This window comes from Paenibacillus roseus, assembly GCF_016424485.1.
Lineage (GTDB): Bacteria > Bacillota > Bacilli > Paenibacillales > Paenibacillaceae > Paenibacillus_D > Paenibacillus_D roseus.
This window is the reverse complement of record NZ_JAELUP010000103.1, coordinates 813563-835434: the sequence shown is the minus strand read 5'-3', so window position 1 is coordinate 835434 and position 21872 is coordinate 813563. Positions and strand designations below refer to the sequence as shown.

Sequence of the window (21872 nt, the reverse complement as noted above, 5' to 3'; positions counted from 1 at the left end):
TTTATGATAAAGAACACGCTGATGAAATGCAAGTCAAGCAGCTATAAGCAAGCTAACTATTGTATGAATTGGTCTATTACTGGATGCAACAACAATTGCAACTCCCGCTTCCATCGGGGATAATCGGTTGCCCACCGCCCTTCCCAAAGGCACTGCGTCCATGCAGCAAAGGCAAGCTGCGGCACACAAGCAACAGGGGAAGTTGGCAGCAGGCCCATCCATTGCCTGCGCTGTGGGAATTCCATGTCTTTATTCGCTAGCCAACTTGTAAGCAAGCCGCGACGACTTCTCCCTTCTGCGATCTTCGAATAGCCGTCTATCGAATTCACCCCCCATTTAGAAACCCAGGGGTCCGCAACAAACAGGACATAGTCCGCTTCATCCAGCAACGCTGCACATTCCGGGCTGCGCCAATGCCCCGAAATATCAATCAGAGTCACCTCAGCTTCCTCCGTTTGATAATCGAGAAGCCGCTCAAGTCTGGATGACGAATCCCTGACATCACGACCTGAATATGCTAGCGTGTACCATCTCGTTCTATCTTCCTTCCACAGCTCGTAGCCAAGCGGCTCGGCCTGCAGCCCAAGCCGACTTCGCTGCGGTCGTCCCGAGAAAGCAAGCAATGCCCGCCATTCCGGCTTATGGAGTGGATGCTCGACAGCAACACAGCTAGTGCACCTGGCTAGCAGCAGCTTCGCAAGCGTCAGCGTTATGAAGGTGGCGCCAGAGCCTTGTCCAAGCGAAGCTACAACGACTCGTTTTCCACGGGGCCTTGTAATGTCTGAAGCGCTGCTGGCGCCGACAATCCTCATGTAGCTATGCTGAAAGGTGACCAGCGATTCACTAACCTCTGCTGCCGATGATGGACGATGTTCCGGGTCAGGCGAGAGCATCCGGGTTAGCAGTGTGGATAAATCAGGAAACTGCCTGCTTGCAGTCGTTGTCTGAGGATTACTGGCACCTTGGGAGTAAATATGTCCAAACATCAAATAATAAATCAGAGCCCCCAGTCCGAAAATATCGGTACGGGCATCCGTCTGCGCTCCGCCGCTTTGCTCAGGAGCCGCAAATCCGGGCGTCCCAAGCCATTGTGTATCCTCTGAAGCTCCCCATCGAAACGAACGCGCGATGCCAAAATCAATAAGCTTGATTGTGCCCCCCGCCTCGATCATGATATTGGATGGCTTCAGATCGCGGTGAATAACAGGCGGTGTCTGACGATGCAGATAGTCCAGCACCCCGGCAAGCTGAATCGCAATGGGCAGCAATTCCGGCATCGGAAGCGGCAATCCTCTTTGGCTGCAATATTCCCGAAGCGTACAGCCTTCCAAATATTCGGTCACCAGTACGGCTTCTCTGCCTTCGTCCCATTCAAAATAATCTGCGACCCCAGGCAGACATGGATGATACAGCTTCATTAGCAGCCTGGCTTCCCGGAGATGACCTGATGCTCCTTGCGGCTTTGCCATGCGCTTGAGCGCCCACCGCTTGCCTGGAAGACGCAAATCCTCCGCCATATATACGGTTCCCATGCCCCCTTGTCCGGCAATTCCGGCAATTTTATAGCGTTCATTCACGATCATTCCTTGCTCCCATTGCGTATGCATATGTTCCTCCTTGGTTTTGTGGCAGCAAATATTCCCTTCATTGCGCCAGGCGTAACGGGTTTACGTCCTTTGACAGGCAAAAGCAAAAAAGCACCCCGAATCCAAGCGTTAATGCGCTTGATTCGGGATGCTTTCCCGTTAAATTTCACTGATATCCGCTCAGAGGCCGTTTCGGACTACCGTTTCTCCAAAAGCAACGTGATTTCATCACGGTTATGAAATAACTGCTTGGCTTTGCGGATTATAAATACTTCCTGTAACTTCTGCATGACGTCGCGAATGGTTTGCAGCGGCTTCCGATGCATTAATTTAATCGTTACAATGGCATCGCCCCCGCTGGAGAGCGCCTGGCTTAAGTCAAGCACCAGTTTGCCCATTTGCATCGGACTCCAGCTCATATCGCATACAATCAAGTCAAACGAATTCGGAGAAAATTTGACTTCCGATGCATTTTTTTTAAGATATGTTAACCGTCTGTTGGAGACGAGCGATGGGTGAAGCTCTGCCGGGTCGATTGCCGTAACGTCGAGCCCCCGGTCAAGCAAGAGGGATGTCCAGCCGCCAGGCGCTGCCCCGATATCCAGCGCCCGCTTGTGCTCGGCCAGATTAATCCCGAAGGTCCGTTCAGCTTCGAGCAATTTGAATTTAGCCCGAGAGATTTGACCTTCCTCGCGTTGGAAGCGCACCGCTCCTCCAGGCCAATCTGACAATAGCTCACGCGGCGTCCCCCAGCCGATCAGCAGACTATCCTTGGACGCGTACAGCGATAATATCTGCTCCGGCTGCTGGAGCGAAAGCTCGCTGCCGATGTCGATGAGAATTGCTTCTACGACAGCCTTGGTATCCGCAGCCGAATACGGGAACGGACTGTTTTCCACCCGACGCAGATGAACCGCTGTTCGCTTTCCTTCAAATACCTTGCGCGCATCGCGGACAATGTCGACTAGTTCCTCCAAGTCGTCGGTATCCTCGCTAAACGTGATTACATGATCAACAGGCTGAATATGTCGCAAAAATATCGGCTCGTGGTCCTCAATCTCTGTAAGCACCTGTTCCCGATCCTCCGGCACCTCAAAGCTGAACACTTCCCCGCTGCTGAGTTGCTGAAGTTTAATCTCCTTAAATAGCCGCCTCAGTTCCTCCATTGCATATGAGGCGAATCCGTGATTGGCCGTACCGATCCAACGGCTCACAGGGCATCACCCTGGTTGCGGACACGAATCCATGGCCGCTCATGCGCCCATTCAACTTCAATCGGCAAGTCATACGCATCGCTAAGAAGCTCACCTGTAACGACTTCATGCTTTGGTCCCGCTGCCGCAACTTTGCCCTCATGAATAAGCGCTACGTGTGTAAAGAGCGGGGTAATTTCCTCGATATGATGCGTTACATAGATTGCGGTCATATTTTGCTGGCTGAGCCGGTTAAGCTCTTTGAGGAATTTTTCCCGCTCATACAAATCAAGACCCGCACAAGGCTCGTCCATAATCAGCAGCTTCGGGTCTGCCATCAGGGAACGGGCGAGCAGCACTTTTTTGCGCTCCCCCTGCGAAAGTGAGCCTAACGGCTGATAAATCAAATGACCGAGACCCATCCCCTTCAAAAGCTCCTGCGCCCGAGTTTTCACCTCTTGTGGAATTTCCTGATAGAAACGCAAGAAGGCAAATGCCCCTGTCGCTACAATTTCCCAGACTGCATCAGCGAGCGTCAGTTTCTCAATCAGCGATTGGCTGATATATCCGATTTGTTTGCGAACCTCGCGGACATCACATTGGCCGAAGCGATTGCCAAGCACATCCACTGTACCCGAGGAAGGGAACATATAACCGGTAATCATCTCCAGCAAAGTCGTTTTGCCAGAGCCGTTTTTTCCAAGAATCACCCAGTGTTCCCCCGGATTGATATCAAGAGTAACACCATCCAAAATGACACGCTCATCACGGCGTAAATGCAGATTATTCAAATGAATCATTGCTTATCCCCACCTTATTATCCTCAAAACGCGCAGCCTTCGCTCTGACAGATCCCATTCTGCCTTACGCTTGTAAACCAGCGCCTTGTTTCATTCGTTATTACTGTCTCTCTCCGAAGCTCCTGAGCGCCTCAGCCGCATCCGCCATCGGACCAAAATGCAGGATCGTATCTGCTGGAGCATGTTCGGAAAGATGCTTGTACATTTGCATTTTACCTGCGGGACTTGAAGTATGCAAATAAATTTCCTTCGGGTAGCGCCCGGTCTCGACAATATGCCGCGCTACCTCCATTCCCGTCAACTCGCTCAGACCCAAATCGAAATCAAGCGATAAAATACCGATTTCTTCTCCGTCAATTAGCATGTTGCACTCGGTTGCATTGAGAGCCAATACGAACCCTTCCGGACATCGCCTGTAATCATCAAGAAAAACATGTATCATGGCCGGCCCCTCCTCTACTCCATCCACTGCTTCAGCAGCTTGATTTGTTCCCCATGGGTCCCGCTGGCATCCTTGCGAGTCTCCAGCACAACCGGAATATCCTTAAGCTCGGGAAGTTTGAGGAACGCGCGAATGCCGGGTTCGCCGATATATCCCTCACCGACCGCCGCATGTCGGTCCTGCTGCGAACCCGAAGGGTAAACAGAGTCGTTCATATGTACAGCCGCCAAATGTTCCATATAGCCGAGCTTGCGAGCCTGGTCAACAAACTTAAGATTTTCAGGCTCCTGCCACACTCCACTGGCGAATAAATGACAGGTATCCAGACAAAAGGCAATTTTATCCGGGCAACGGGTCAGGCCGCGAATTTGTACAAGCTCCTCAAAGGTAGTGCCCATCAGCGCATGATCGCCGGCCTGATTCTCAATAAGCAGCTTGGCCCTCCCTTGCCACTGCAACACCGTCTTGTCCAAGGTTTGTATAATGTTTTTATAACCCTGCAACGGGTCTTTCCCCTTGTAAATGCCAAAATGAACCACAACCCCGACCGAGCCGCATAACTCGGCTATTTCCAGATCATTGATCAAGGAAGCGACGGTCTGCTCCTGCTTGGACGAATCTTCGACAGCCAGGTTGGCCGGATAAGGCGAGTGGGCAATGGATAGCAGCCCGTTTTCCCGGCAAAATGCCGCACAGCGCATTGCGTCACCCTGATTTACCGCTTTGACGGCAAGGCTGCGCGGATTTTTGGGGAAATATTGAAACGCGCTCCCGCCCTGGGCGAGCGCTGCCTTCGCTGCTTCCAGATACCCTTTGCTTATACTGACATGGCTGCCGAATCGCGGCATAAACTAGCTCTCCTTTTGGCAATTCGGACAATAAAAGACTTTACGCGAAGCAAGCTCCGCCTTGACAATCTCCGTTCCACATTGGACGCACGGCTCTCCTCCACGGTCATAGACGAGACAATGCTCGTTATAACCGCCGGTCAACTGATCATCCTTGGTAAAAGGCAATTCAATGTAGCCGCCCTTGGCTGCAGCATCCTGAAGCACCTTGTGCATGGCCGCATATAAGCCGTCAAGCGTCTCTTCAGTGAGCGAAGCGATTTTCGCGTCTGGACGAATACCGGCTGTAAATGCAATCTCGTCTGCATAACAGTTTCCGATACCGGAAATAAACTGTTGATCCACGAGTGCAGATTTGAGCGTGCTGCGCTTGCCACGGAATTTGGCCTTGAACGCCTCCGGCGTGAGACGCTTGTCGAACGGGTCTGGTCCGAGGCTGCCAATCTTCTCCTCCACTTCCTTGACGGACAAATAATGCAGAAAACCTAATCTTAACCCGATAAAATATAAATACCCTTTATCTAACTGAAAGACTACCTGAGTCGTTCTGTCAGGCTTGTCATCCTCGCTCCCATAATACATCAAACCGCCCAGCATCAGATGCAACAGCAGGCGCTTTCCGTTATCAAGGTGAAACAAAATATATTTGCCGCGGCGCTCTACGAACCAAATCATGCGCCCCTCAAGTTCTTGCTTGAACTGTTCCGCCGGGATATTCACGGTCTTGTCCCGGGTTACTTCAACCGTCTGTATTGTTTGACCTGCCACCGTGCCTGTCAGCAGCTTGCGGTAGGTTTCCATTTCCGGCCATTCTGGCATCGGTCATCTTCCTTCCTGTTCGTCAGGGTCGTTTCCTTCTCTTATATCCCGAGCAAAGATAAAATATACGTATTCAACTCGCGCAAATCAGCAAAAATCCCATCCGGCTCAATTCCGGTCTGCTCCCGGTAATGGTCAAGATTACCGGTGTTTGTGAGTCCGGTCAGTACAAGCGCAGTGCCGCAGCCCGCGGACTTTCCCGCAGCAATATCGGTAGCCATATTATCGCCTACCATCCAGGTATCGCCAGCCTTTAGGCCCATTCGGTCAAGCGCAAACTCCACGAGAATATTGGAGGGCTTGCCGATTATCGTCGGCTTTACTCCCGATGCCGTCTGCAGCAGCGCCGAGAGCGAGCCCGCTCCGGGAAGCAGCCCATCATCGGATGGCAGCAGTACGTCCGGATTAGTCAGTATGTATTCGGCCCCCTCCAGCAGAAGAGCTACGGTCCGCTTCAGCTTCTCATAGGTAAGTTCCCGATCAATGCCCTGCAGGACAAAATCCGGGCGTCCCTCCGGCTCCAGCCTAAGCCCAGCGCAGGCTGCGGCCTGTCTAAGCCCCGTCTCGCCCAATATATGAACCGAAGCGCCGGGACGGATACGGGCAATGTAGGCCGCCGCGGCTTGCGCTGAGGTCACCACATCCTCCGCTGCTGCCGGGATGCCCATCCGGCTAAGACGGTTTGCAACGATTTCCGGCGCGGCGGTGGAATTGTTCGTGACGAACAAATACGGCAGGCCTGCCTCTCGCAGGCTGACAATCCATTCATCAGCGCCGTCTATTTTGCGTTCTCCGTGGTACAACGTACCGTCCAGATCGATCAGAAGCCCTTTTGGTGCGGATAATTTTTGTACAGACAAATTGCCTCCCCCTCCAGCCTAGCGGGATAATTTCCGCGTCAGCCGTTCAATGCGATTGGATAATGCTTCCTGTTCGGCACGCCGCTTGGCATCTGCACGATGCAGATGTGCGCGATCGCTGATAACCCGCTGCGCCCCCTTGGCATAAGCTAGCGCAGTATCGAGTTGCTTGGCCCGGTGCTCATAATACATGGCTAGCTCAATATGCGCCTCATATACAGAAGTGTACAAGACATGCCCTTTCATCGCTACCTTTTGCCACAATAACACAGCCCGCTCCCAATTTCCAATCTTCTTGTCTCTGGCCGCAAGCAGCAGCAGACTCGGCTCACCCTCAGGGTCAGTCTCCATTATGATGCGAAAGAGCGCCTCCGCCTGCTGCGTCTGCCCCATCCGCTCAAGCCACAATCCGGTCCGTATCCATTCCTCGGGCTTCTCCGGCGCATATCTCTCACCTGCAATCCGGTTATCGAGCAAACGGCCGAAGCGGATGGACAAGCAAGCCATCGCCAGCATATCCAGCTCATTGTGGACGAATACGCCCTCCAGCGGGGCAGGATTGCTGTCGGCAAGAAATTGAAAATAAATGGCAGGCGCCTCGGAGCCGGGCACATCATCCACACGGTGAATGCCGAGCCGTTCCTCTTCCACATAGCTCAGCTTGCAGGAGGCAAGCGTATTGCGCCAAATGCTTCTCGATGGATGCAAGAAATCCAGATGCTTCAGCTTCAGCTCTGCGCGGTCAAGCCCGTTCATTATAAATCTTCCCGCAAGCACTGGCCAGTCAAAAGTTCGTCCATTATAAGTAACCAGATACTGAAAGGAGTCCATGCGATCCTGCAAATCCGCCAGCATCGCTCTTTCCTCCGCCGGATGGCGGATCAAATATTGTATGATGACAAATTGCCGTTCTTCCACGAAGGCAAGACCTGCCATAAACGGGATATTGCCGGCTCCCGCCCCGAGTCCGGTCGTCTCCAGATCGAGAAACAGCAAATTGTCCATAGCAGGTGCGGCCAGTCCGCTTTCATCGGAATGAAAAGCTTTTAAATGTAACGCTGTATCAGCAAGCTCCGAAAGCATATGATGTCCATGCCGATGCTCGAGCGAATAACGGACCTCCCGCTGGAGGAAACTCCCCCATTCATTGCCCCGTTCCGTTACCTGAAGCTTTGTCCATACAGCCTCATGGTCGTCCCCTTTAACAGCCGCGGCCAGCGAAGATCCAGCCGCTGTTTCTTGACGCGCACTCGCCGGTACAACTGCTTGCGCACTTTCGGGCTGATCTGCGGGCTGCCCCTCTGTAACAGCCTCCTGCGAGCCGCGCAGCCGGTTCATCCGCTCTCTCATACTGCTCATTGCCCCACCCCCACTTGCTCCAGCATGACCAGCGCCTGCTCCTGGCCGAGCAGTTGATTTGATAACGATATCAGCCTGTGAAAATTCATTTTCCTATATTTGAAATTATAGAAGGCTCAAAAGCTGCATGCTCCTGTGTTTTCCGTTCATACCTGCTATTTCCGTACCGATACATGACGGGCAACCCTCCTTGCAAGGACATCTTCGTATCAAATTCTTGGCCGATTCCCGCACTTCGTCGAATCTTTTGTACACGTCATCTGCCAGGCCGATACCGCCGGGGTAATGGTCATATATAAAAATTGTCGGCAGCCCTGTATGGGCTGCTTTTATTTGTGGCGTTACATGGACGTCCCCTCGATCACACATGACTAACACAGGCACAATATGCTGGAATACATTTGCGATTCCCAGTAACAATTGCTCCAGCGTCTTTGTGCCTATTTCCGGGTCAACCTGCTTTAATTCCAGCCATGTAGCGCTGGTGTGCAGTTCTTCTTCAGGCAGGTGAATAGGCCCTGAACCAATGTTTTCGAACGTGGTCAATTTGATTTTTTTAAAAATGGTCGGGATCATGTTTACGGCTACATCTCCATAATTTACAGCCGCTTGTCCCCTGTCATTCGTCCGGTCAATCTCCAGCACTTTCAAGTTAACAGCCAGGTTGGCGTCCGTATAATACTCCACATCAACTTCCCGCACGTAAGCCTTTTTATGGTCCCAGTCGAGCTGTTCCACCTGATACTGCACACCTTCATGCAAATAAATCGCTTCGTCGTGAAGCAGGGTCATCGCGCTAAACCGATCCATTTCGCCTATAATCTTCACCGCCGCGACGTTAGACTGGTCAACGATTACGACATTTTCCTGGGATGCAGAACGCAAGCTTATTTCACTTGCCGGGAAAGATTGCGCGGCCCAGTAAAACATATCGCCGTTTCGATGCAGAACCCTTTCTTCCTGGAGATATTCTAAAATATCCGTAACATCCAGCGGACCGAATTCTTCTGTCGCCTTAAACGGCAGTTCATACGCAGCGCACCGCATATGATCGACAAGGATGAGAAGGTTCTCAGGATTTATCCTGGCGTGCTCCGGCGACCGGTCAAAGAAGTACTCCGGGTTTTGCACAACGTACTGGTCAATCGGCGTAGAGCTAGCGACCATTATTATTAAGGCCTCCCCATGCCTGCGCCCTGCACGTCCTGCCTGCTGCCATGTGCTGGCGATACTGCCAGGATATCCGGTCATCACGCATACTTGCAGTTGCCCTATATCTACGCCCAATTCTAGCGCATTCGTACTGACCACGCCCAAAATTTCTCCGTCCCGCAGCCCTCGCTCAATTTCGCGTCGCTGTTTCGGGAGATATCCGCCACGATAGCCACGAATTGTCTTTGAACCGATTTCGTTCTTAACCAGTTCCTGTATATGACTTAAAATAATTTCTACCCGAACACGACTACGAGCAAAGACGATCGTCTGAATTTTGTGCTTCAAAAACTCTTTTGCCAGGTTGTTTACCTCTATGGTAGAACTTTTTCTAATATTGAGCGGGGCGTTTACAATTGGAGGATTGTAAAAGACGAAGTGCTTCCGTCCGCGCGGCGCGCCGTTGTCATCTATCAATCGCATGGGGTTGCCCGTTAACTGCTCGGCAAGCTCCTTCGGGTTGGCAATTGTAGCTGATGTGCAAATAAAAGTCGGATCACTGCCGTAGAATTTACATATTCGTCTCAGCCTTCGAATGACATTCGCAACATGACTGCCGAATACTCCCCGGTATGTGTGCAACTCGTCAATGACGATAAATTTTAGATTTTCGAAAAGACTAACCCACTTCGTATGATTAGGCAGAATAGCCGAATGCAGCATATCCGGGTTTGTAATTACGATATGACCGGCTAGCCGAACCTTCTGGCGGATCGCGGGCGAAGTGTCCCCATCATAAGTGAAGCTCTTAATATCAATGCCCATCTCGTCAATGATTTCGTTTAATTCGCTCTTTTGATCTTGAGCCAGTGCCTTCGTAGGGAACAAGTACAGCGCCCGGCTTGAATCATCCCTGGCAATTTCCTGGAGTACGGGCAGATTGTAGCAAAGCGTTTTCCCCGATGCTGTAGGCGTTACCGCTACAATATTTTCTTGTGCAGCGACAATACGGAATGCCGTTTCCTGATGCGTATATAGCTCAACTATGCCGCGCTTGTGCAACGCTTCCCGAATTCTGGGGTCGACACTTTCCGGGATTGGCCGCGTCTGTGCTTCCTGAGGCGGTATTTCATGCCAATTTACAATATTTTCATTCTTGCGCAGATCGTCTATAAGTTCAAGTAAGGATTTCTTCTTCAGCATGCAATTCACCCCATACTGTTAAGTTTAGCGAATATGTGTTTGATTGGCTAGAGCAAGCGTAAACGAACTTTGCTGTCCTTTGACAGGCAAATGCAGCCCCGACACAACCGGCGATATTTCGCGAAAGAATTCTGAAATATTCGCCTTATAATTTCACCGTCTCCTATAATCCACTGGAAAAAAGCTTTTCCTGTCGTTTTCTGCGATTTCCCGGGAAAGCGGGAAATTCACTTTATCCAATAGCCGATTTCCTGGCGATATCGAAGCCGATGGCTGACGCTTGATGAGGTCACAGAACCCAGACTTTGCAAAAGCCGTCAGGACCGCTTGGCTGCAAGCGATTCTGACGGCCCTGTATGAGAATTAAGCTTTTTCTACATTGAAGTACTGTGCTTCAGGGTGTGCGAAAACCATCGCAGATACAGAAGCTTCCGGTTCCATCATAAAACCTTCCGTCAGCTCTATACCGATATCCTCTGGTTTCATCAGCTCGAACAGCGGCTGTTGATCTTCAAGGTTCGGACACGCCGGATATCCGAAGGAGACACGAATGCCCTGATAGCGCGCGCCAAGACGCTGCTTCATCGTCATTTCCTGTGGGTCCGGGAAGCCCCAAATATCCCTCATCATATGATGGACACGCTCAGCAAGTGCCTCGGCAACTTCTAGAGCTACCGACTGCAGCGCATGGGAGCGCAGATAGTCGCCCTGATCCTTTAACTGGGTTGCCTGCTCACGAACCCCCGCGCCTGCTGTCACCACCAAAAAGCCGACGTAATCCATGACTCCGCCCTCTACCGGCTTCAAATAATCGGACAGACACAGGAACGGCTCGACCTGCTGACGCGGGAAACTGAATCGTTTGATTTCCTTGGTCTGTGTCTCGGGATCATAGATAATAATATCATTGCCCGAGGACTGAGCCGGGAAAAACCGGTACATGCCGTTCGCCTGGATCGTGCCTTCGTTAGCCGCCTCGTTCAATATGCTGTCCACCGTTTCTTTAAGATGGATCGTCTTTTCATGCCCCTCGGCAATCAACTGCTCGACTTTGCCGCGAACGCCAAGATGATGTCCAAGCAGCATCTGCATATTAATATAAGGCACAATATGCTTGATCGGCACGTTGCGAAGCACATGCCGGTTCAGATCAGGCGGGGTAAAGATCGGCGCATCCAGAGATACCTTGGACCGCTCAATACGGGTCAGCTTCGGCAGCGCCGGCGCTTCCATGACTGCAACCGCCCCTTCCTCCTTTAGCGCCGCATGTTCTGCTTCCAACTGCTTGCGGTGATTCTTGTCCGTCAGTTTGTTGGCAATATCCAGCCCATCCATCGCATCTTTGGCGTACAAAACAAGACCGTCATACTCAGGCCCAATGCGGTTTTTCGTGAATTTCCGGGTCAATGCCGCACCGCCTACCAGAATCGGAACATCAATCCCTGCTGTCCGCAAATCCTGCGCAGTGATGACCATTTGCTGTGCGGATTTGACAAGTAGTCCTGACAGTCCAATCGCATCGACCGGTTCTTTGCGATAAGCTTCGATCAATTGCTCTGGCGGCACTTTGATTCCCAGGTTAATAATTTTGTAACCATTATTGGAGAGTATGATTTCGACCAGGTTTTTGCCGATATCATGCACATCGCCCTTAACGGTGGCCAGCATGATCTTTCCTTTAACAGCCGATTCGTTCTTCTCCATAAACTGCTCCAAAAAGGCAACCGAAGCTTTCATGACCTCGGCGCTCTGCAGTACCTCTGCAACGATTAGCTCATTGTTATTGAACAATCTGCCGACCTCTTCCATCCCTCTCATGAGCGGGCCGTTGATAGTCTCCAGCGGCGTATACTTCTTGAGTGCCAGCTCAAGGTCAGGAATGAGCCCTTCCTTCGTTCCTTCGACTACATAAGAGGCAAGACGCTCCTCCAGGGTCAGATTGCTTGCCTTTTCTTTCTTGACGACCGTCTTGTTCCGGAAAGCGGCCACAAAAGCAGCAAGCGTGTCATCGTTTGTGTTATAGAGCAGCTCCTCTGACAAGCGGCGCTCCTCTTGCGGGATCGAAGCATAACGCTCCAGTTTCTCGGTATTGACAATTGCATAGTCAAGTCCGGCCTTTGTACATTCATAAAGGAATACCGAGTTAAGCACCTCGCGGCCAGCCTCCGGCAAGCCGAATGAAATGTTGCTGATTCCGAGAATCGTCTGGCATGAAGGCAGCGACTCCTTGATTAGCCGGATGCCTTCAATGGTCTCCTTCGCCGAACCGATATATTGCTCGTCCCCGGTACCGACCGGAAAAACAAGCGGATCGAAGATAATATCCTCGGATTTCATCCCATACTTGTTCACCAGCAAATCATGAGACCGGATAGCAACCTCCAGCTTGTCTTCCTTGGTTATCGCCTGCCCGCGTTCATCGATTGTACCAACAACAGCAGCAGCGCCATAGCGATGTATAATTGGAACAACATGCTCGAATTTCTCTTCGCCATCCTCAAGGTTAATCGAGTTAATAATCGATTTACCCTGCGTATATTTGAGCGACATGTCGATGACCTTCGGATCAGTCGTATCTATAACGAGCGGAACCTTGACCTTCTTTACCACCAGCTCCAGAAACTTGCTCATATCCTCGGTTTCATCACGGTCCGGGTCCTGAAGGCAAACGTCGATGACATGAGCGCCGTTCTTCACCTGTGCACGGGCAACCTCGGCTGCTTCTTCATATTTCCCCTCTGCAATAAGACGTTTGAATTTGCGGGAGCCAAGTACATTCGTTCTCTCACCAACCATGTAAGGGCGGTTGTCATTCTCAATGTACACCGTCTCAATGCCTGATACCGCAGGTGGATGCGTCCCCGCCAACTTGCGCGGCTCATAAGAAGCCAACAGATTATCAAGCGCTTGGATATGCGCAGGGGTCGTTCCGCAGCAGCCGCCGGCCATGTTAAGCCAGCCCTGCTCTGCAAAGGCAGCAATTTTTTTCGCAAGTGATTCCGGTGATTCGTGATATTGGCCGTTCTCATCAGGGAGACCCGCATTCGGGTAGCAGCTGATCGCCGCTTTGGAAATTTCACTGAGGGAGCGGATATGATCTCGCATAAATTCCGGCCCTGTCGCACAGTTAAGTCCGATAGAAACCGGCTCCAGATGCTCCAATGAAATATAGAAGGACTCAATATTTTGTCCGGCTAGCGTTGTACCCATCGGTTCGATGGTACCGGAAATCATAATCGGGAGCTTGCGGCCTATCGTTTCAAAAGCCTTGCGAATTGCGATACTTCCCGCTTTCACATTCAGCGTGTCCTGACAGGTTTCAAGCAGGAGCGCATCAACATCGCCTTCCATAAGAGCAACTGCCTGCTCATAATAGCTGTCTACTAGCCCGTCAAAAGTAACCCCGCCTGTTACAGACAACGTTTTGGTCGTCGGACCAATCGCCCCCGCCACATAACGGGGTTTGTCCGGCGTAGAATATTTATCCGCTGCGGCGCGTGCAAGCGCTGCAGCAGCCAGGTTAATTTCCCTCGCCTTCTCCGGGATGTCATATTCCATCAAAACGACGCTGGCTCCGCCGAACGTATTCGTCTCAATAATATCCGCTCCGGCTGCCAAGTATTGTTCATGAATGGACTGAATAACATCCGGTCGTGTTAGAACGAGCATTTCATTGCAGCCGTCCAGTTCCTCGCCTCCGAAATCCTCTGCTGTTAAATCAGCCTGCTGTATCATTGTACCCATGGCGCCATCTAAAATGAGAATCCGCTTCTCCATGAGATCTTTTAATGTAGGTTTTGTCATGTTCGAACTTCCTTCCAACGAATCATTAAACCTTAGTCTATCAGACTTATTCCTTTGTGAAAAGGGAATTTGAGTCGACAGTGAACTTGCTTTGATTTATAATATAACCATATACGTTATCTCACATAGGAAAAGAGGGAATACGATGGCTGAAATTCGGATTCGCAATACAGAGGAGCGAATTAAAGGCGAGGAAAATGTGCGGGCATTTTTAAACCAGCAGGAAGTGCTTTATGAGCATTGGGATGCTTCCAAGCTTTCAACCGAGCTGCAAGATAAATTTGTGCTTTCTGATGAGGATAAAGCAGCTATTCTTTCTACTTACGAAAGCGAAATCAATGATTTGGCAGGGCGTCGCGGGTATAAAACCTGGGACATTGTAGCCCTCTCCGACGCAACCCCTAACCTGGATGAGATTCTGAAGAAGTTTGAGGAAGTTCATACTCATACCGAAGACGAAGTCCGCGCCATTATCGCCGGTCGTGGAATCTTCATTATTAAAGGAACTGATGATGTCGGATACTTTGACGTCGAACTGGAAGCCGGGGACGTTATTTCCGTACCAGAGAATAAACCGCATTTCTTCACCTTGATGGAGAACCGCCAGATTGTTGCGGTGCGCCTGTTCATTGAGCCGGCAGGCTGGGTTGCACAGCCGTTTCAAGACCCTTCGTTTCAAAAATAAGTCGGTCTCATTAGTATGATATCTGGAAGCTCTATATATGAAGCCCGTCTCACCTGGAGACGGGCTTTGCTTATGCCCGATAATGACCTTTTTATAAAGCAGCTAGCAGATCAAGCAGTTCTTTCAGTTCATCAATTTCATGGGTAGGTACAATTTCATCGCTGCGTGAGATTCGATGTCTGTTGATCCACACTGCATCCATGCCTACTCCGAGAGCGCCAATAACATCGGTCGTCAACTTATCCCCAACCATCAGACCTTCTTCCGGCTCGATGCCGAGCTTTTCCAGTGCGTGTCTGAAGATACCAGCATCAGGCTTTCCTCTTCCAAATTCGCCTGAAATAATAATATGGTCGAAGTAAGGAGCAATTTCAGGTACGCCAGAAAGTTTTTCTCTTTGCAAATCAGGAGAACCATTTGTCAGCAGGAGCAGCTTGTACTTATCCTTTAGCTCATCCAGCACGTGGAACGTATCATCATATACCAGCGCTCTTGCTCTCCGCTCTGCTGGAAAACGCTCTGCCAATTCCGCTCCAAGCGCCTCATCATCCACACCTAGAACCTTAAGCCCTTGTGTCCAGGCTGCCTTGCGATAGCTTGGTGCTAGCGCCTCAAGCTTGCGAAACTCTTCCTGCTCACCTTCCCGGAAATTCGCCCAAAGCCCCTCGAACGGGTTAATACCGATCATGGTTGTAAACGGGTACGTTTCATAAGAACTATAAAGCTCCCTGGCCTGTTCGCGGACAGATTTTTCCAAAGCGACCGGATCAATGCCCGTTCTTTCCGCAGCCGCTCTGCAAGTCGCATCAAATGCTTCCTGTACGCTGCGATCATCCCACAAGAGGGTGTCATCCAAATCAAATAAAATGGCTTTCTTACTCATAATGCCGACTCTCCCCTTACAATTAAGCTTTTTCTACAAATTCGATCTGGTTATCCTTCGCAAACTGTTTCAAGCGCTCTGCCATATCATTCGTAGGGAAACGGTTCATGAATCTGGAAAACACCCAGCTTGGCCCCTTCACCTGCTCAATGACAACATACCCGTCTTGCACGTTAATCTGTTTGATGCCATTGGCGCGAAGCATCTTGTCCCCTGTAAAACGGCGCGTCTGGACAAATTCCTTGGCAACGTTTAAATATGGGCGGCGGAAGAAAAACAGCAGCGACAGCAAAATATAACAGGCAATCGTTATCCAATACAAAGTGTCTGTATTGCCTGCATCTCCCACTGCTGCTTGCCTTGCAATAAAGCTGATATAAGCATAGAAACCTGTAAAGAAAATGACGGCCAGCGGTAAAATAATATTCCGGCCCTTAAAGCGATCAACACGATTGGCTTCCGAGATAAAACCATTTCCACCTTGTTTTTTTCTTTTCTTGTTGACTACAGATGTATTCTTGCGAACCATCCGTTCCCAGGAACGGGACATAATGCGGCCTCCCCTAATTAAAATGCAATACCGGCAACTTGAACATAGGTACCGGAACTTTCCAATAAAACAACTAAAACAACAGGTACTCAAGCGGCAGCGAGCTTGCTTCATAACAGTAATGAAGACGACAATTTATCCGCATACATCAAAAATCCAATAGAAGGGCAAGTATCCATTTCCCTATCTATTGGCTGTAGACATCCTTATACTAATGCTTTAGCGGCGGCTCTTCATCCGTCCACTCGATAGAATCAAGTTGGTTGCGGAAATTATTTTTAAAGATAGTAAGATATTGCTCTCTAAGTATATCCCGCTCCGCCTTCTCTTCTTCCGTCAACCCCACGGACTTATTTTTTCTTGACAATTCATTAATTCGGGCAATCAGCTTCTCCACTTCAATGACCTCCTGGAACGTTTCTCGCTGCGACCTTCTTTCTATAGGTCTTAAAAATCTATCCATTCTCTACTTTGACATTTTCACAGAGCAGTGTCAAGCATACGAGAGATCAAATAAGCTTAGAGAAACGAATCTTCCGTCGACGAAGCAATCGGGCAAAATTAATAATCCTGCTAAGAAAGAAATAAATGAAGAAAAACCAACTACATTAAAGAAGATGGAGCAACGGTCTATTTAACGGGGATGAGGATAATATCACCTGCGTGAATGATGGTAGATTTAATATTATTGAATTGCTGGAGCTCATATACAAACTGTCCCAGTCCGGCGTCCTTAGGTTTATAACGCTTCGCAATTTCCCACAAAGTATCACCGGCCGATACGATAACAAATCTACTATCGGGTACAACCGCCTTGCTATAAGTAACATCTTGATAATTAGAAGCATTGGACTGAACAATAAACAAGAAAGAAAACAGAGATGAGAACAGTAATACCGCAATGATTCCCCCGGCTAAGTGCCTGCCTGCCAGACCAAGCAATGCTTGGCTAAAACGATGCTTTACAGCAGTACTTGCGTTATCCCCCCGGGCATTTATGCTGCTTGAAGAAGAACGCAGTTCATTCATCGATTGATAATAGATTCCACAGTTCATTATCAGCACTCCAAACATATGTTCTTAATTCATAGAATAACTCGAACATCTGTTTGTGTCAATACAAAAAGCGAACATTTACTCTCAACTTTCATTCAACGAACTTATGTTTGTGCGAACTCCGGTTCTGTGCTATAATTTGTCACAAGAATGGTTTCTCTGGAGGAATGCAATTTGTCGAAATTATCTAACCGTCAACAGACGATACTGGAATTTATCAAGAATGAAGTCCGAGAAAAGGGCTACCCTCCTTCCGTCAGGGAGATTGGCGAAGCGGTAGGACTTGCTTCCAGTTCTACAGTACATGGTCATTTGGACCGTCTCGAGAAGAAAGGGCTGATTCGTCGTGACCCGACCAAGCCACGTGCCATCGAAATTCTGAATCAGGAGCAAGATGAAATTCCATTTCCTGTTCATGTAGCCAAGGTTCCCGTTGTCGGTCGTGTCACAGCAGGGGTTCCTATTACAGCTACGGAGAATATTGAGGAATACTTCCCTTTGCCGAGCCACTTTGTCGGAGATAACCAAGTATTCATGCTTAATGTCGTTGGCGATAGTATGATTGAGGCAGGCATTCATAACGGCGATTATGTCATCGTACGCCAGCAGCAAACGGCTAATAACGGAGATATTGTAGTTGCGATGACTGAAGACGACGAAGCAACTGTTAAGACCTTCTATAAAGAACGCGACCATATCCGCCTTCAACCTGAGAATTCAACCATGCAGCCATTGCTGCTTACAAAGGTAACGATTTTAGGCCGCGTAGTTGGTTTGTTCCGCGATATTCACTAATACCCCGCAATAACCTTGCGCCAAAAATTTTTACTCACAAAAGCCCGCGGTGTAAACTGCGGTTTTTTTAATAGGGTTTATCATCTTATTCAAATTTGTTACTATGGATATAGACCGGGATGGAGGAACTGCTATGAGTGACCAAATGTTGCAGCATATACTGGATTCATTGCATCAAGTGAACTCCAAAATAAATGACATGGATAATAAAATCACCAACATGGATACCAGAATCACCAGCATGGATAACAAAATCACCAACATGGATAACAAAATCACCAACATGGATACCAGAATCACCAGCATGGATACCAGAATCACTGACATAGACAACAAAATCATCGCCATGGATACCAGAATTAATCACTTGGATGAAAAATTTAGCGATAGATTTAATGGTCTTGACCTTAAATTAGACAGTATGGACAAGCGCATTGGGAACCTGGAGACGGACGTGCATGTTGTCAAGACGAATACGTCACAGATCAAGCAAGCTGTTCTCGAAACATTGGAAACCGCCAAGCAAAATGAAGCCTCCCAAAAAAGCTTTGAACGAAAAACAACTATTGAATTCAATACTCATGAACATAGTATTGATATCCTTAACCGTCGGCAACTAAAACTTGAGGCAGAGGTTGAAGCGTTAAAAAGGACTTAAATTTATCAATTTCCGCGCTATCACAGTCCCGCGGTTCTTCACGCGGGACATTTTAGTATCTTTAACAATTAATTGAATCTGGCTATCAAGCTTTCTTATGCACCCGAACAACCACGCTGTCAAACAATTTGTCGTCTATATAGACATCAAGACGCCATAAACCAGGGGATGGCAATGACATCATTGACGGCACTCTGAATGCCGGCTCGTTATCCCAAATTTCAGATTGTACATAATAAGATCCGGACTGCATAACCTTCGTTTTCATCAGCTCCATTTCTTTTCCCGTAGTTTTGCTGACAGCTATGACTTTAACCTCTTTACCTAGCTTTGCCTGTGATTTCTGCGGATCACTCCCCCAGAAGTGCCACATATACTTTTGCTGCTTCCCTGGATAAAAGCGACTAAGCTCGTTATCACTATAAATAAAACCCAAACGCCCCTCCTTCCCGATCATCGTATATGGACCCGACACAAATAACGGGCTAACCTCCCACTTCGTCAAGTTAGGCTCCTGCGTATTCGTTCCGCAACTTGAGATAAAGATTGTAAGCAAAATCATAGTTAGATAGCGGCGCATATGCTCACCCCTTGTTGATTGTTTTCTAATATTTGAAGCCCAAACCTTTAATCACTATTTTTAACAATAGACGCCCGAAATAACAGCGTGGTTTAAATTAGCACTTAAAATAAACATTGGATATTTATAATTTATAAGGAAACCCCCTGCTTATTTCTTGTATAAAAATTATCGTAAACGATCTCATCTCTTTTGACAGGCAGAAGTTTGTTTGCGAATCCTTGCTATTGGTCAACCACTGATTTTGGTTTGAGCAGATTTTATAATTTATAAAAGAATTAACGGGGTGATGTTATGGCATCAGCATGGGGTGTCGCCGGGATATTTTCAATTCTATTTATGCTGTTTTCTCTTATTTTCCACATTGCGCTATGTGTCTGGACATACCGGGATGCCACACGCAACGGACGCAGCTTTGAATTCGCTCTATTGGCAGTAGTAGCAGTTCTATTCTTTCCGATAGTCGGGTTTATTGTTTATCTTTTAATAAGAAGTAATGGCTCTAACAATGGCTACCGATACTGATCATATTTCCTAAAGATATTTTCAAAACTGCTTTTTTCGTGGCTTGACGGGCAAAGCTTCGTTTTCGTAAAATTTCGAAGCCTTTATAAAACTTTTATAGTCCAAAAAAGCCCGTGTGGCTAATGCTTTGATGAGCATTAACCATACGGGCTTCAATATGCAAACCATTAGTGCTTCGATCTTAATAAAGAGTCAAATACTGATCTCTTTCCCATTGATGAACTTGGGTGCGGTACATATCCCACTCGATTTCCTTCAGCTCGTAGAAATGTGCGAGTGCATGGTCGCCGAGCGCATCGCAAATTACTTCGTCACGAAGCAACTCCTCCAGCGCCTCCTTAAGGTCAGCCGGCAGACTTGGAATACCCTCATCAGAGCGCTCTTCATCTGTCATCACATAGATATTGCGGTCTGTTGGAGCCGGCAAGCTCAACTTTTCCTTAATGCCGCTCAGACCAGCCTTAAGCATAACTGCAAGAGCCAGATACGGGTTAGCCGCCGGATCAGGGTTGCGCACCTCGACGCGAGTGCTCAGCCCGCGAGAAGCCGGGATACGGATCATCGGGCTGCGGTTGCTGGCAGACCAGGCAACATAGCAAGGAGCTTCATAGCCCGGTACAAGACGCTTGTAGGAGTTTACAGCCGGATTAGTAATAGCCGCGCACGCTCTGGCATGCTTAAGCAGTCCTGCCATATAGTAACGGGCAGTCTGGCTCAAGCCCAGCCTGTCGCTCTCGTCATAGAAGGCATTTATGTCGCCCTGGAACAAGGACTGGTGACAGTGCATACCTGAACCATTTACGCCAAACAGCGGCTTTGGCATGAAGCTTGCATGCAGCCCATGCTGGCGGGCAACAGTCTTCACAACCAGCTTAAAGGTTTGAATCTGGTCAGCAGCTTTGATGGCATCCGCATATTTAAAGTCGATTTCGTGTTGGCCAGGGGCTACTTCATGATGTGAGGCTTCGATTTCGAAGCCCATCTCTTCAAGTGTCAGTACGATTTCACGACGACAGTTCTCGCCAAGATCAGTAGGAGCGAGGTCAAAATAGCCGCCCTGGTCGTTTAGTTCCGTTGTCGGATTACCCTTCTCGTCCGTCTTGAACAGGAAAAATTCCGGTTCTGGCCCAACATTCATTGCCGTATAGCCCAGTTCCTCCGCTTCCTTCAGACAGCGCTTTAGAATACCTCGTGGGTCCCCGGCAAATGGCGTGCCATCCGGCATGTAGATATCACAAATGAGACGGGCAACGCGATTTTCCGTTACCCAAGGGAAGACAACCCAGGTGTCCAAATCCGGATACAAGTACATATCGGATTCCTCGATACGCACATAACCTTCGATGGAAGAGCCGTCAAACATCATCTTGTTGTCGAGCGCCTTCTCCAATTGGCTCACTGGAATTTCCACATTTTTGATCGTACCTAGCAAATCCGTAAACTGCAAACGAATAAAACGAACATTCTGCTCCTCTGCGATACGGGTAATATCTTCTCTAGTAAAGCTCACAGAATCCTCTCCTTCAACCTGATCTGGTTTTATGATTTGGCTGCTTTGCCAATGACTTCTCTAGCCTTCATTGCTTTACACCTTTATCCGGTCCTTAGCCAAACCTTTAAGGCCTGGTACTGTAAAATCGGGATAGTTGGCCTTGAATCAGAGAAGCTTTACCCGGTCTCTTCTCAAGAAGCTGCTGCTTTAACAAGCGGTGAAGTTGTGTATCCGAGAGTTCCCTGCGTTTGGTCTCCGTCTGGTCTGTAATAACCGTAGCTTCCTCAGATTCTTTGGAAACCGGATTCATAACTTGTTTAATGCCGGCGATATTAACGCCTTTCTCAATCAATGATTTAATTTCCAGGAGGCGCTCAACATCGTTAAATGAAAACAGACGCTGATTGCCATTCGTACGAGCGGGTACAATCAATTCATGCTGCTCATAATACCGGATTTGTCTCGCAGTTAAATCCGTCAGCTTCATAACGATTCCGATAGGAAATAATGCCATATTCCTGCGTATTTCGTCAGCCATGTACATCTACCTTCCAATCCTTGTGATATGTTTTTATTGTAACT

20 protein-coding genes are annotated in these 21872 nt (G+C 48.8%); 3 read left to right on the top strand and 17 right to left on the bottom strand.

Annotated features, from left to right (window positions below; translation table 11 throughout):
• Nucleotides 1–56: 56 nt before the first annotated feature.
• The 10 genes from JFN88_RS20845 to metH form a co-directional block, all read right to left on the bottom strand.
• Nucleotides 57–1607 carry a serine/threonine-protein kinase gene (locus JFN88_RS20845; RefSeq protein ID WP_199021189.1) on the bottom strand — a complete coding sequence of 517 codons (1551 nt, stop codon included), beginning with the start codon at nt 1605–1607 and terminating at the stop codon, nt 57–59.
• Nucleotides 1608–1783: 176 nt separating this feature from the next.
• Nucleotides 1784–2800: a 23S rRNA (cytidine(2498)-2'-O)-methyltransferase RlmM gene (locus tag JFN88_RS20840; RefSeq protein WP_332908516.1), complete on the bottom strand. Its 1017-nt coding sequence runs from the start codon at nt 2798–2800 to the stop codon at nt 1784–1786.
• Nucleotides 2797–3579: an ABC transporter ATP-binding protein gene (locus tag JFN88_RS20835; RefSeq protein WP_199021188.1), complete on the bottom strand. Its 783-nt coding sequence runs from the start codon at nt 3577–3579 to the stop codon at nt 2797–2799. The genes JFN88_RS20840 and JFN88_RS20835 overlap by 4 nt, the downstream gene beginning before the upstream one ends.
• A gap of 100 nt (nt 3580–3679) precedes the next feature.
• A complete protein-coding gene (locus JFN88_RS20830) occupies nt 3680–4021 on the bottom strand; it encodes a cyclic-phosphate processing receiver domain-containing protein (RefSeq protein ID WP_199021187.1) in 342 nt (113 codons plus the stop codon).
• A 14-nt stretch (nt 4022–4035) separates the two neighbouring features.
• Nucleotides 4036–4869, bottom strand: coding sequence for a deoxyribonuclease IV (locus tag JFN88_RS20825; RefSeq protein ID WP_199021186.1), 834 nt, complete (start codon nt 4867–4869; stop codon nt 4036–4038).
• A 3-nt stretch (nt 4870–4872) separates the two neighbouring features.
• Nucleotides 4873–5688, bottom strand: a complete 816-nt coding sequence (gene mutM / locus JFN88_RS20820; RefSeq protein WP_199021185.1) for a bifunctional DNA-formamidopyrimidine glycosylase/DNA-(apurinic or apyrimidinic site) lyase — start codon at nt 5686–5688, stop codon at nt 4873–4875.
• A gap of 41 nt (nt 5689–5729) precedes the next feature.
• Nucleotides 5730–6548, bottom strand: a complete 819-nt coding sequence (locus tag JFN88_RS20815; protein WP_199021184.1) for a TIGR01457 family HAD-type hydrolase — start codon at nt 6546–6548, stop codon at nt 5730–5732.
• A gap of 18 nt (nt 6549–6566) precedes the next feature.
• On the bottom strand, nt 6567–7907 hold the full coding sequence (locus JFN88_RS20810) for a ribonuclease H-like domain-containing protein (protein ID WP_199021183.1): 1341 nt from the start codon (nt 7905–7907) through the stop codon (nt 6567–6569).
• A 105-nt stretch (nt 7908–8012) separates the two neighbouring features.
• Nucleotides 8013–10259: a DEAD/DEAH box helicase gene (locus tag JFN88_RS20805; protein WP_199021344.1), complete on the bottom strand. Its 2247-nt coding sequence runs from the start codon at nt 10257–10259 to the stop codon at nt 8013–8015.
• 366 nt (nt 10260–10625) lie between these two features.
• A complete protein-coding gene (metH, locus tag JFN88_RS20800; protein ID WP_199021182.1) occupies nt 10626–14066 on the bottom strand; it encodes a methionine synthase in 3441 nt (1146 codons plus the stop codon).
• Between the two features lie 145 nt (nt 14067–14211).
• On the opposite strand from metH, the gene JFN88_RS20795 reads away from it, so the two are divergent.
• The gene (locus JFN88_RS20795) at nt 14212–14751 is read left to right on the top strand and encodes a 1,2-dihydroxy-3-keto-5-methylthiopentene dioxygenase (RefSeq protein WP_199021181.1); all 540 of its coding nucleotides are present in this window, start codon (nt 14212–14214) and stop codon (nt 14749–14751) included.
• Between the two features lie 91 nt (nt 14752–14842).
• Here the strand turns inward: JFN88_RS20795 and JFN88_RS20790 are convergent, their stop codons facing one another.
• From JFN88_RS20790 to JFN88_RS20775, 4 genes are all read right to left on the bottom strand, one after another.
• Nucleotides 14843–15634: an HAD family hydrolase gene (locus tag JFN88_RS20790; RefSeq protein ID WP_199021180.1), complete on the bottom strand. Its 792-nt coding sequence runs from the start codon at nt 15632–15634 to the stop codon at nt 14843–14845.
• Between the two features lie 22 nt (nt 15635–15656).
• On the bottom strand, nt 15657–16184 hold the full coding sequence (locus tag JFN88_RS20785; RefSeq protein WP_199021179.1) for a hypothetical protein: 528 nt from the start codon (nt 16182–16184) through the stop codon (nt 15657–15659).
• A gap of 211 nt (nt 16185–16395) precedes the next feature.
• Nucleotides 16396–16581, bottom strand: a complete 186-nt coding sequence (locus JFN88_RS20780) for a DUF896 domain-containing protein (protein ID WP_332908515.1) — start codon at nt 16579–16581, stop codon at nt 16396–16398.
• Between the two features lie 233 nt (nt 16582–16814).
• Nucleotides 16815–17240 (bottom strand): LysM peptidoglycan-binding domain-containing protein, encoded by a 426-nt coding sequence (locus tag JFN88_RS20775; RefSeq protein ID WP_199021177.1) that lies wholly within the window; start codon nt 17238–17240, stop codon nt 16815–16817.
• Between the two features lie 174 nt (nt 17241–17414).
• On the opposite strand from JFN88_RS20775, the gene lexA reads away from it, so the two are divergent.
• Nucleotides 17415–18035 (top strand): transcriptional repressor LexA, encoded by a 621-nt coding sequence (lexA, locus tag JFN88_RS20770; protein WP_199021176.1) that lies wholly within the window; start codon nt 17415–17417, stop codon nt 18033–18035.
• 133 nt (nt 18036–18168) lie between these two features.
• On the top strand, nt 18169–18693 hold the full coding sequence (locus JFN88_RS20765) for a coiled-coil domain-containing protein (RefSeq protein ID WP_199021175.1): 525 nt from the start codon (nt 18169–18171) through the stop codon (nt 18691–18693).
• Between the two features lie 85 nt (nt 18694–18778).
• On the opposite strand, the gene JFN88_RS20760 is transcribed toward JFN88_RS20765, so the two are convergent.
• The 3 genes from JFN88_RS20760 to JFN88_RS20750 form a co-directional block, all read right to left on the bottom strand.
• The gene (locus tag JFN88_RS20760) at nt 18779–19150 is read right to left on the bottom strand and encodes a DUF4871 domain-containing protein (RefSeq protein ID WP_233168233.1); all 372 of its coding nucleotides are present in this window, start codon (nt 19148–19150) and stop codon (nt 18779–18781) included.
• 829 nt (nt 19151–19979) lie between these two features.
• Nucleotides 19980–21308 (bottom strand): type I glutamate--ammonia ligase, encoded by a 1329-nt coding sequence (gene glnA / locus JFN88_RS20755; RefSeq protein WP_199021173.1) that lies wholly within the window; start codon nt 21306–21308, stop codon nt 19980–19982.
• A gap of 106 nt (nt 21309–21414) precedes the next feature.
• A complete protein-coding gene (locus JFN88_RS20750; protein ID WP_199021172.1) occupies nt 21415–21828 on the bottom strand; it encodes a MerR family transcriptional regulator in 414 nt (137 codons plus the stop codon).
• Between the last annotated feature and the right edge of the window lie 44 nt (nt 21829–21872).

Excerpts from the sequence above, each read along its gene's own strand:
- JFN88_RS20750 (WP_199021172.1), bottom strand. The coding sequence starts at position 21,828 with ATGGCTGACGAAATACGCAGGAATATGGCATTATTTCCTATCGGAATC.
- JFN88_RS20795 (WP_199021181.1), top strand. The coding sequence starts at position 14,212 with ATGGCTGAAATTCGGATTCGCAATACAGAGGAGCGAATTAAAGGCGAG.
- JFN88_RS20785 (WP_199021179.1), bottom strand. The coding sequence starts at position 16,184 with ATGTCCCGTTCCTGGGAACGGATGGTTCGCAAGAATACATCTGTAGTC.
- metH (WP_199021182.1), bottom strand. The coding sequence starts at position 14,066 with ATGACAAAACCTACATTAAAAGATCTCATGGAGAAGCGGATTCTCATT.
- JFN88_RS20825 (WP_199021186.1), bottom strand. The coding sequence starts at position 4,869 with ATGCCGCGATTCGGCAGCCATGTCAGTATAAGCAAAGGGTATCTGGAA.
- JFN88_RS20775 (WP_199021177.1), bottom strand. The coding sequence starts at position 17,240 with ATGAACTGTGGAATCTATTATCAATCGATGAATGAACTGCGTTCTTCT.
- mutM (WP_199021185.1), bottom strand. The coding sequence starts at position 5,688 with ATGCCAGAATGGCCGGAAATGGAAACCTACCGCAAGCTGCTGACAGGC.
- JFN88_RS20830 (WP_199021187.1), bottom strand. The coding sequence starts at position 4,021 with ATGATACATGTTTTTCTTGATGATTACAGGCGATGTCCGGAAGGGTTC.
- JFN88_RS20835 (WP_199021188.1), bottom strand. The coding sequence starts at position 3,579 with ATGATTCATTTGAATAATCTGCATTTACGCCGTGATGAGCGTGTCATT.
- JFN88_RS20845 (WP_199021189.1), bottom strand. The coding sequence starts at position 1,607 with ATGCATACGCAATGGGAGCAAGGAATGATCGTGAATGAACGCTATAAA.
- JFN88_RS20765 (WP_199021175.1), top strand. The coding sequence starts at position 18,169 with ATGAGTGACCAAATGTTGCAGCATATACTGGATTCATTGCATCAAGTG.
- JFN88_RS20790 (WP_199021180.1), bottom strand. The coding sequence starts at position 15,634 with ATGAGTAAGAAAGCCATTTTATTTGATTTGGATGACACCCTCTTGTGG.
- JFN88_RS20810 (WP_199021183.1), bottom strand. The coding sequence starts at position 7,907 with ATGAGCAGTATGAGAGAGCGGATGAACCGGCTGCGCGGCTCGCAGGAG.
- JFN88_RS20760 (WP_233168233.1), bottom strand. The coding sequence starts at position 19,150 with ATGATCGGGAAGGAGGGGCGTTTGGGTTTTATTTATAGTGATAACGAG.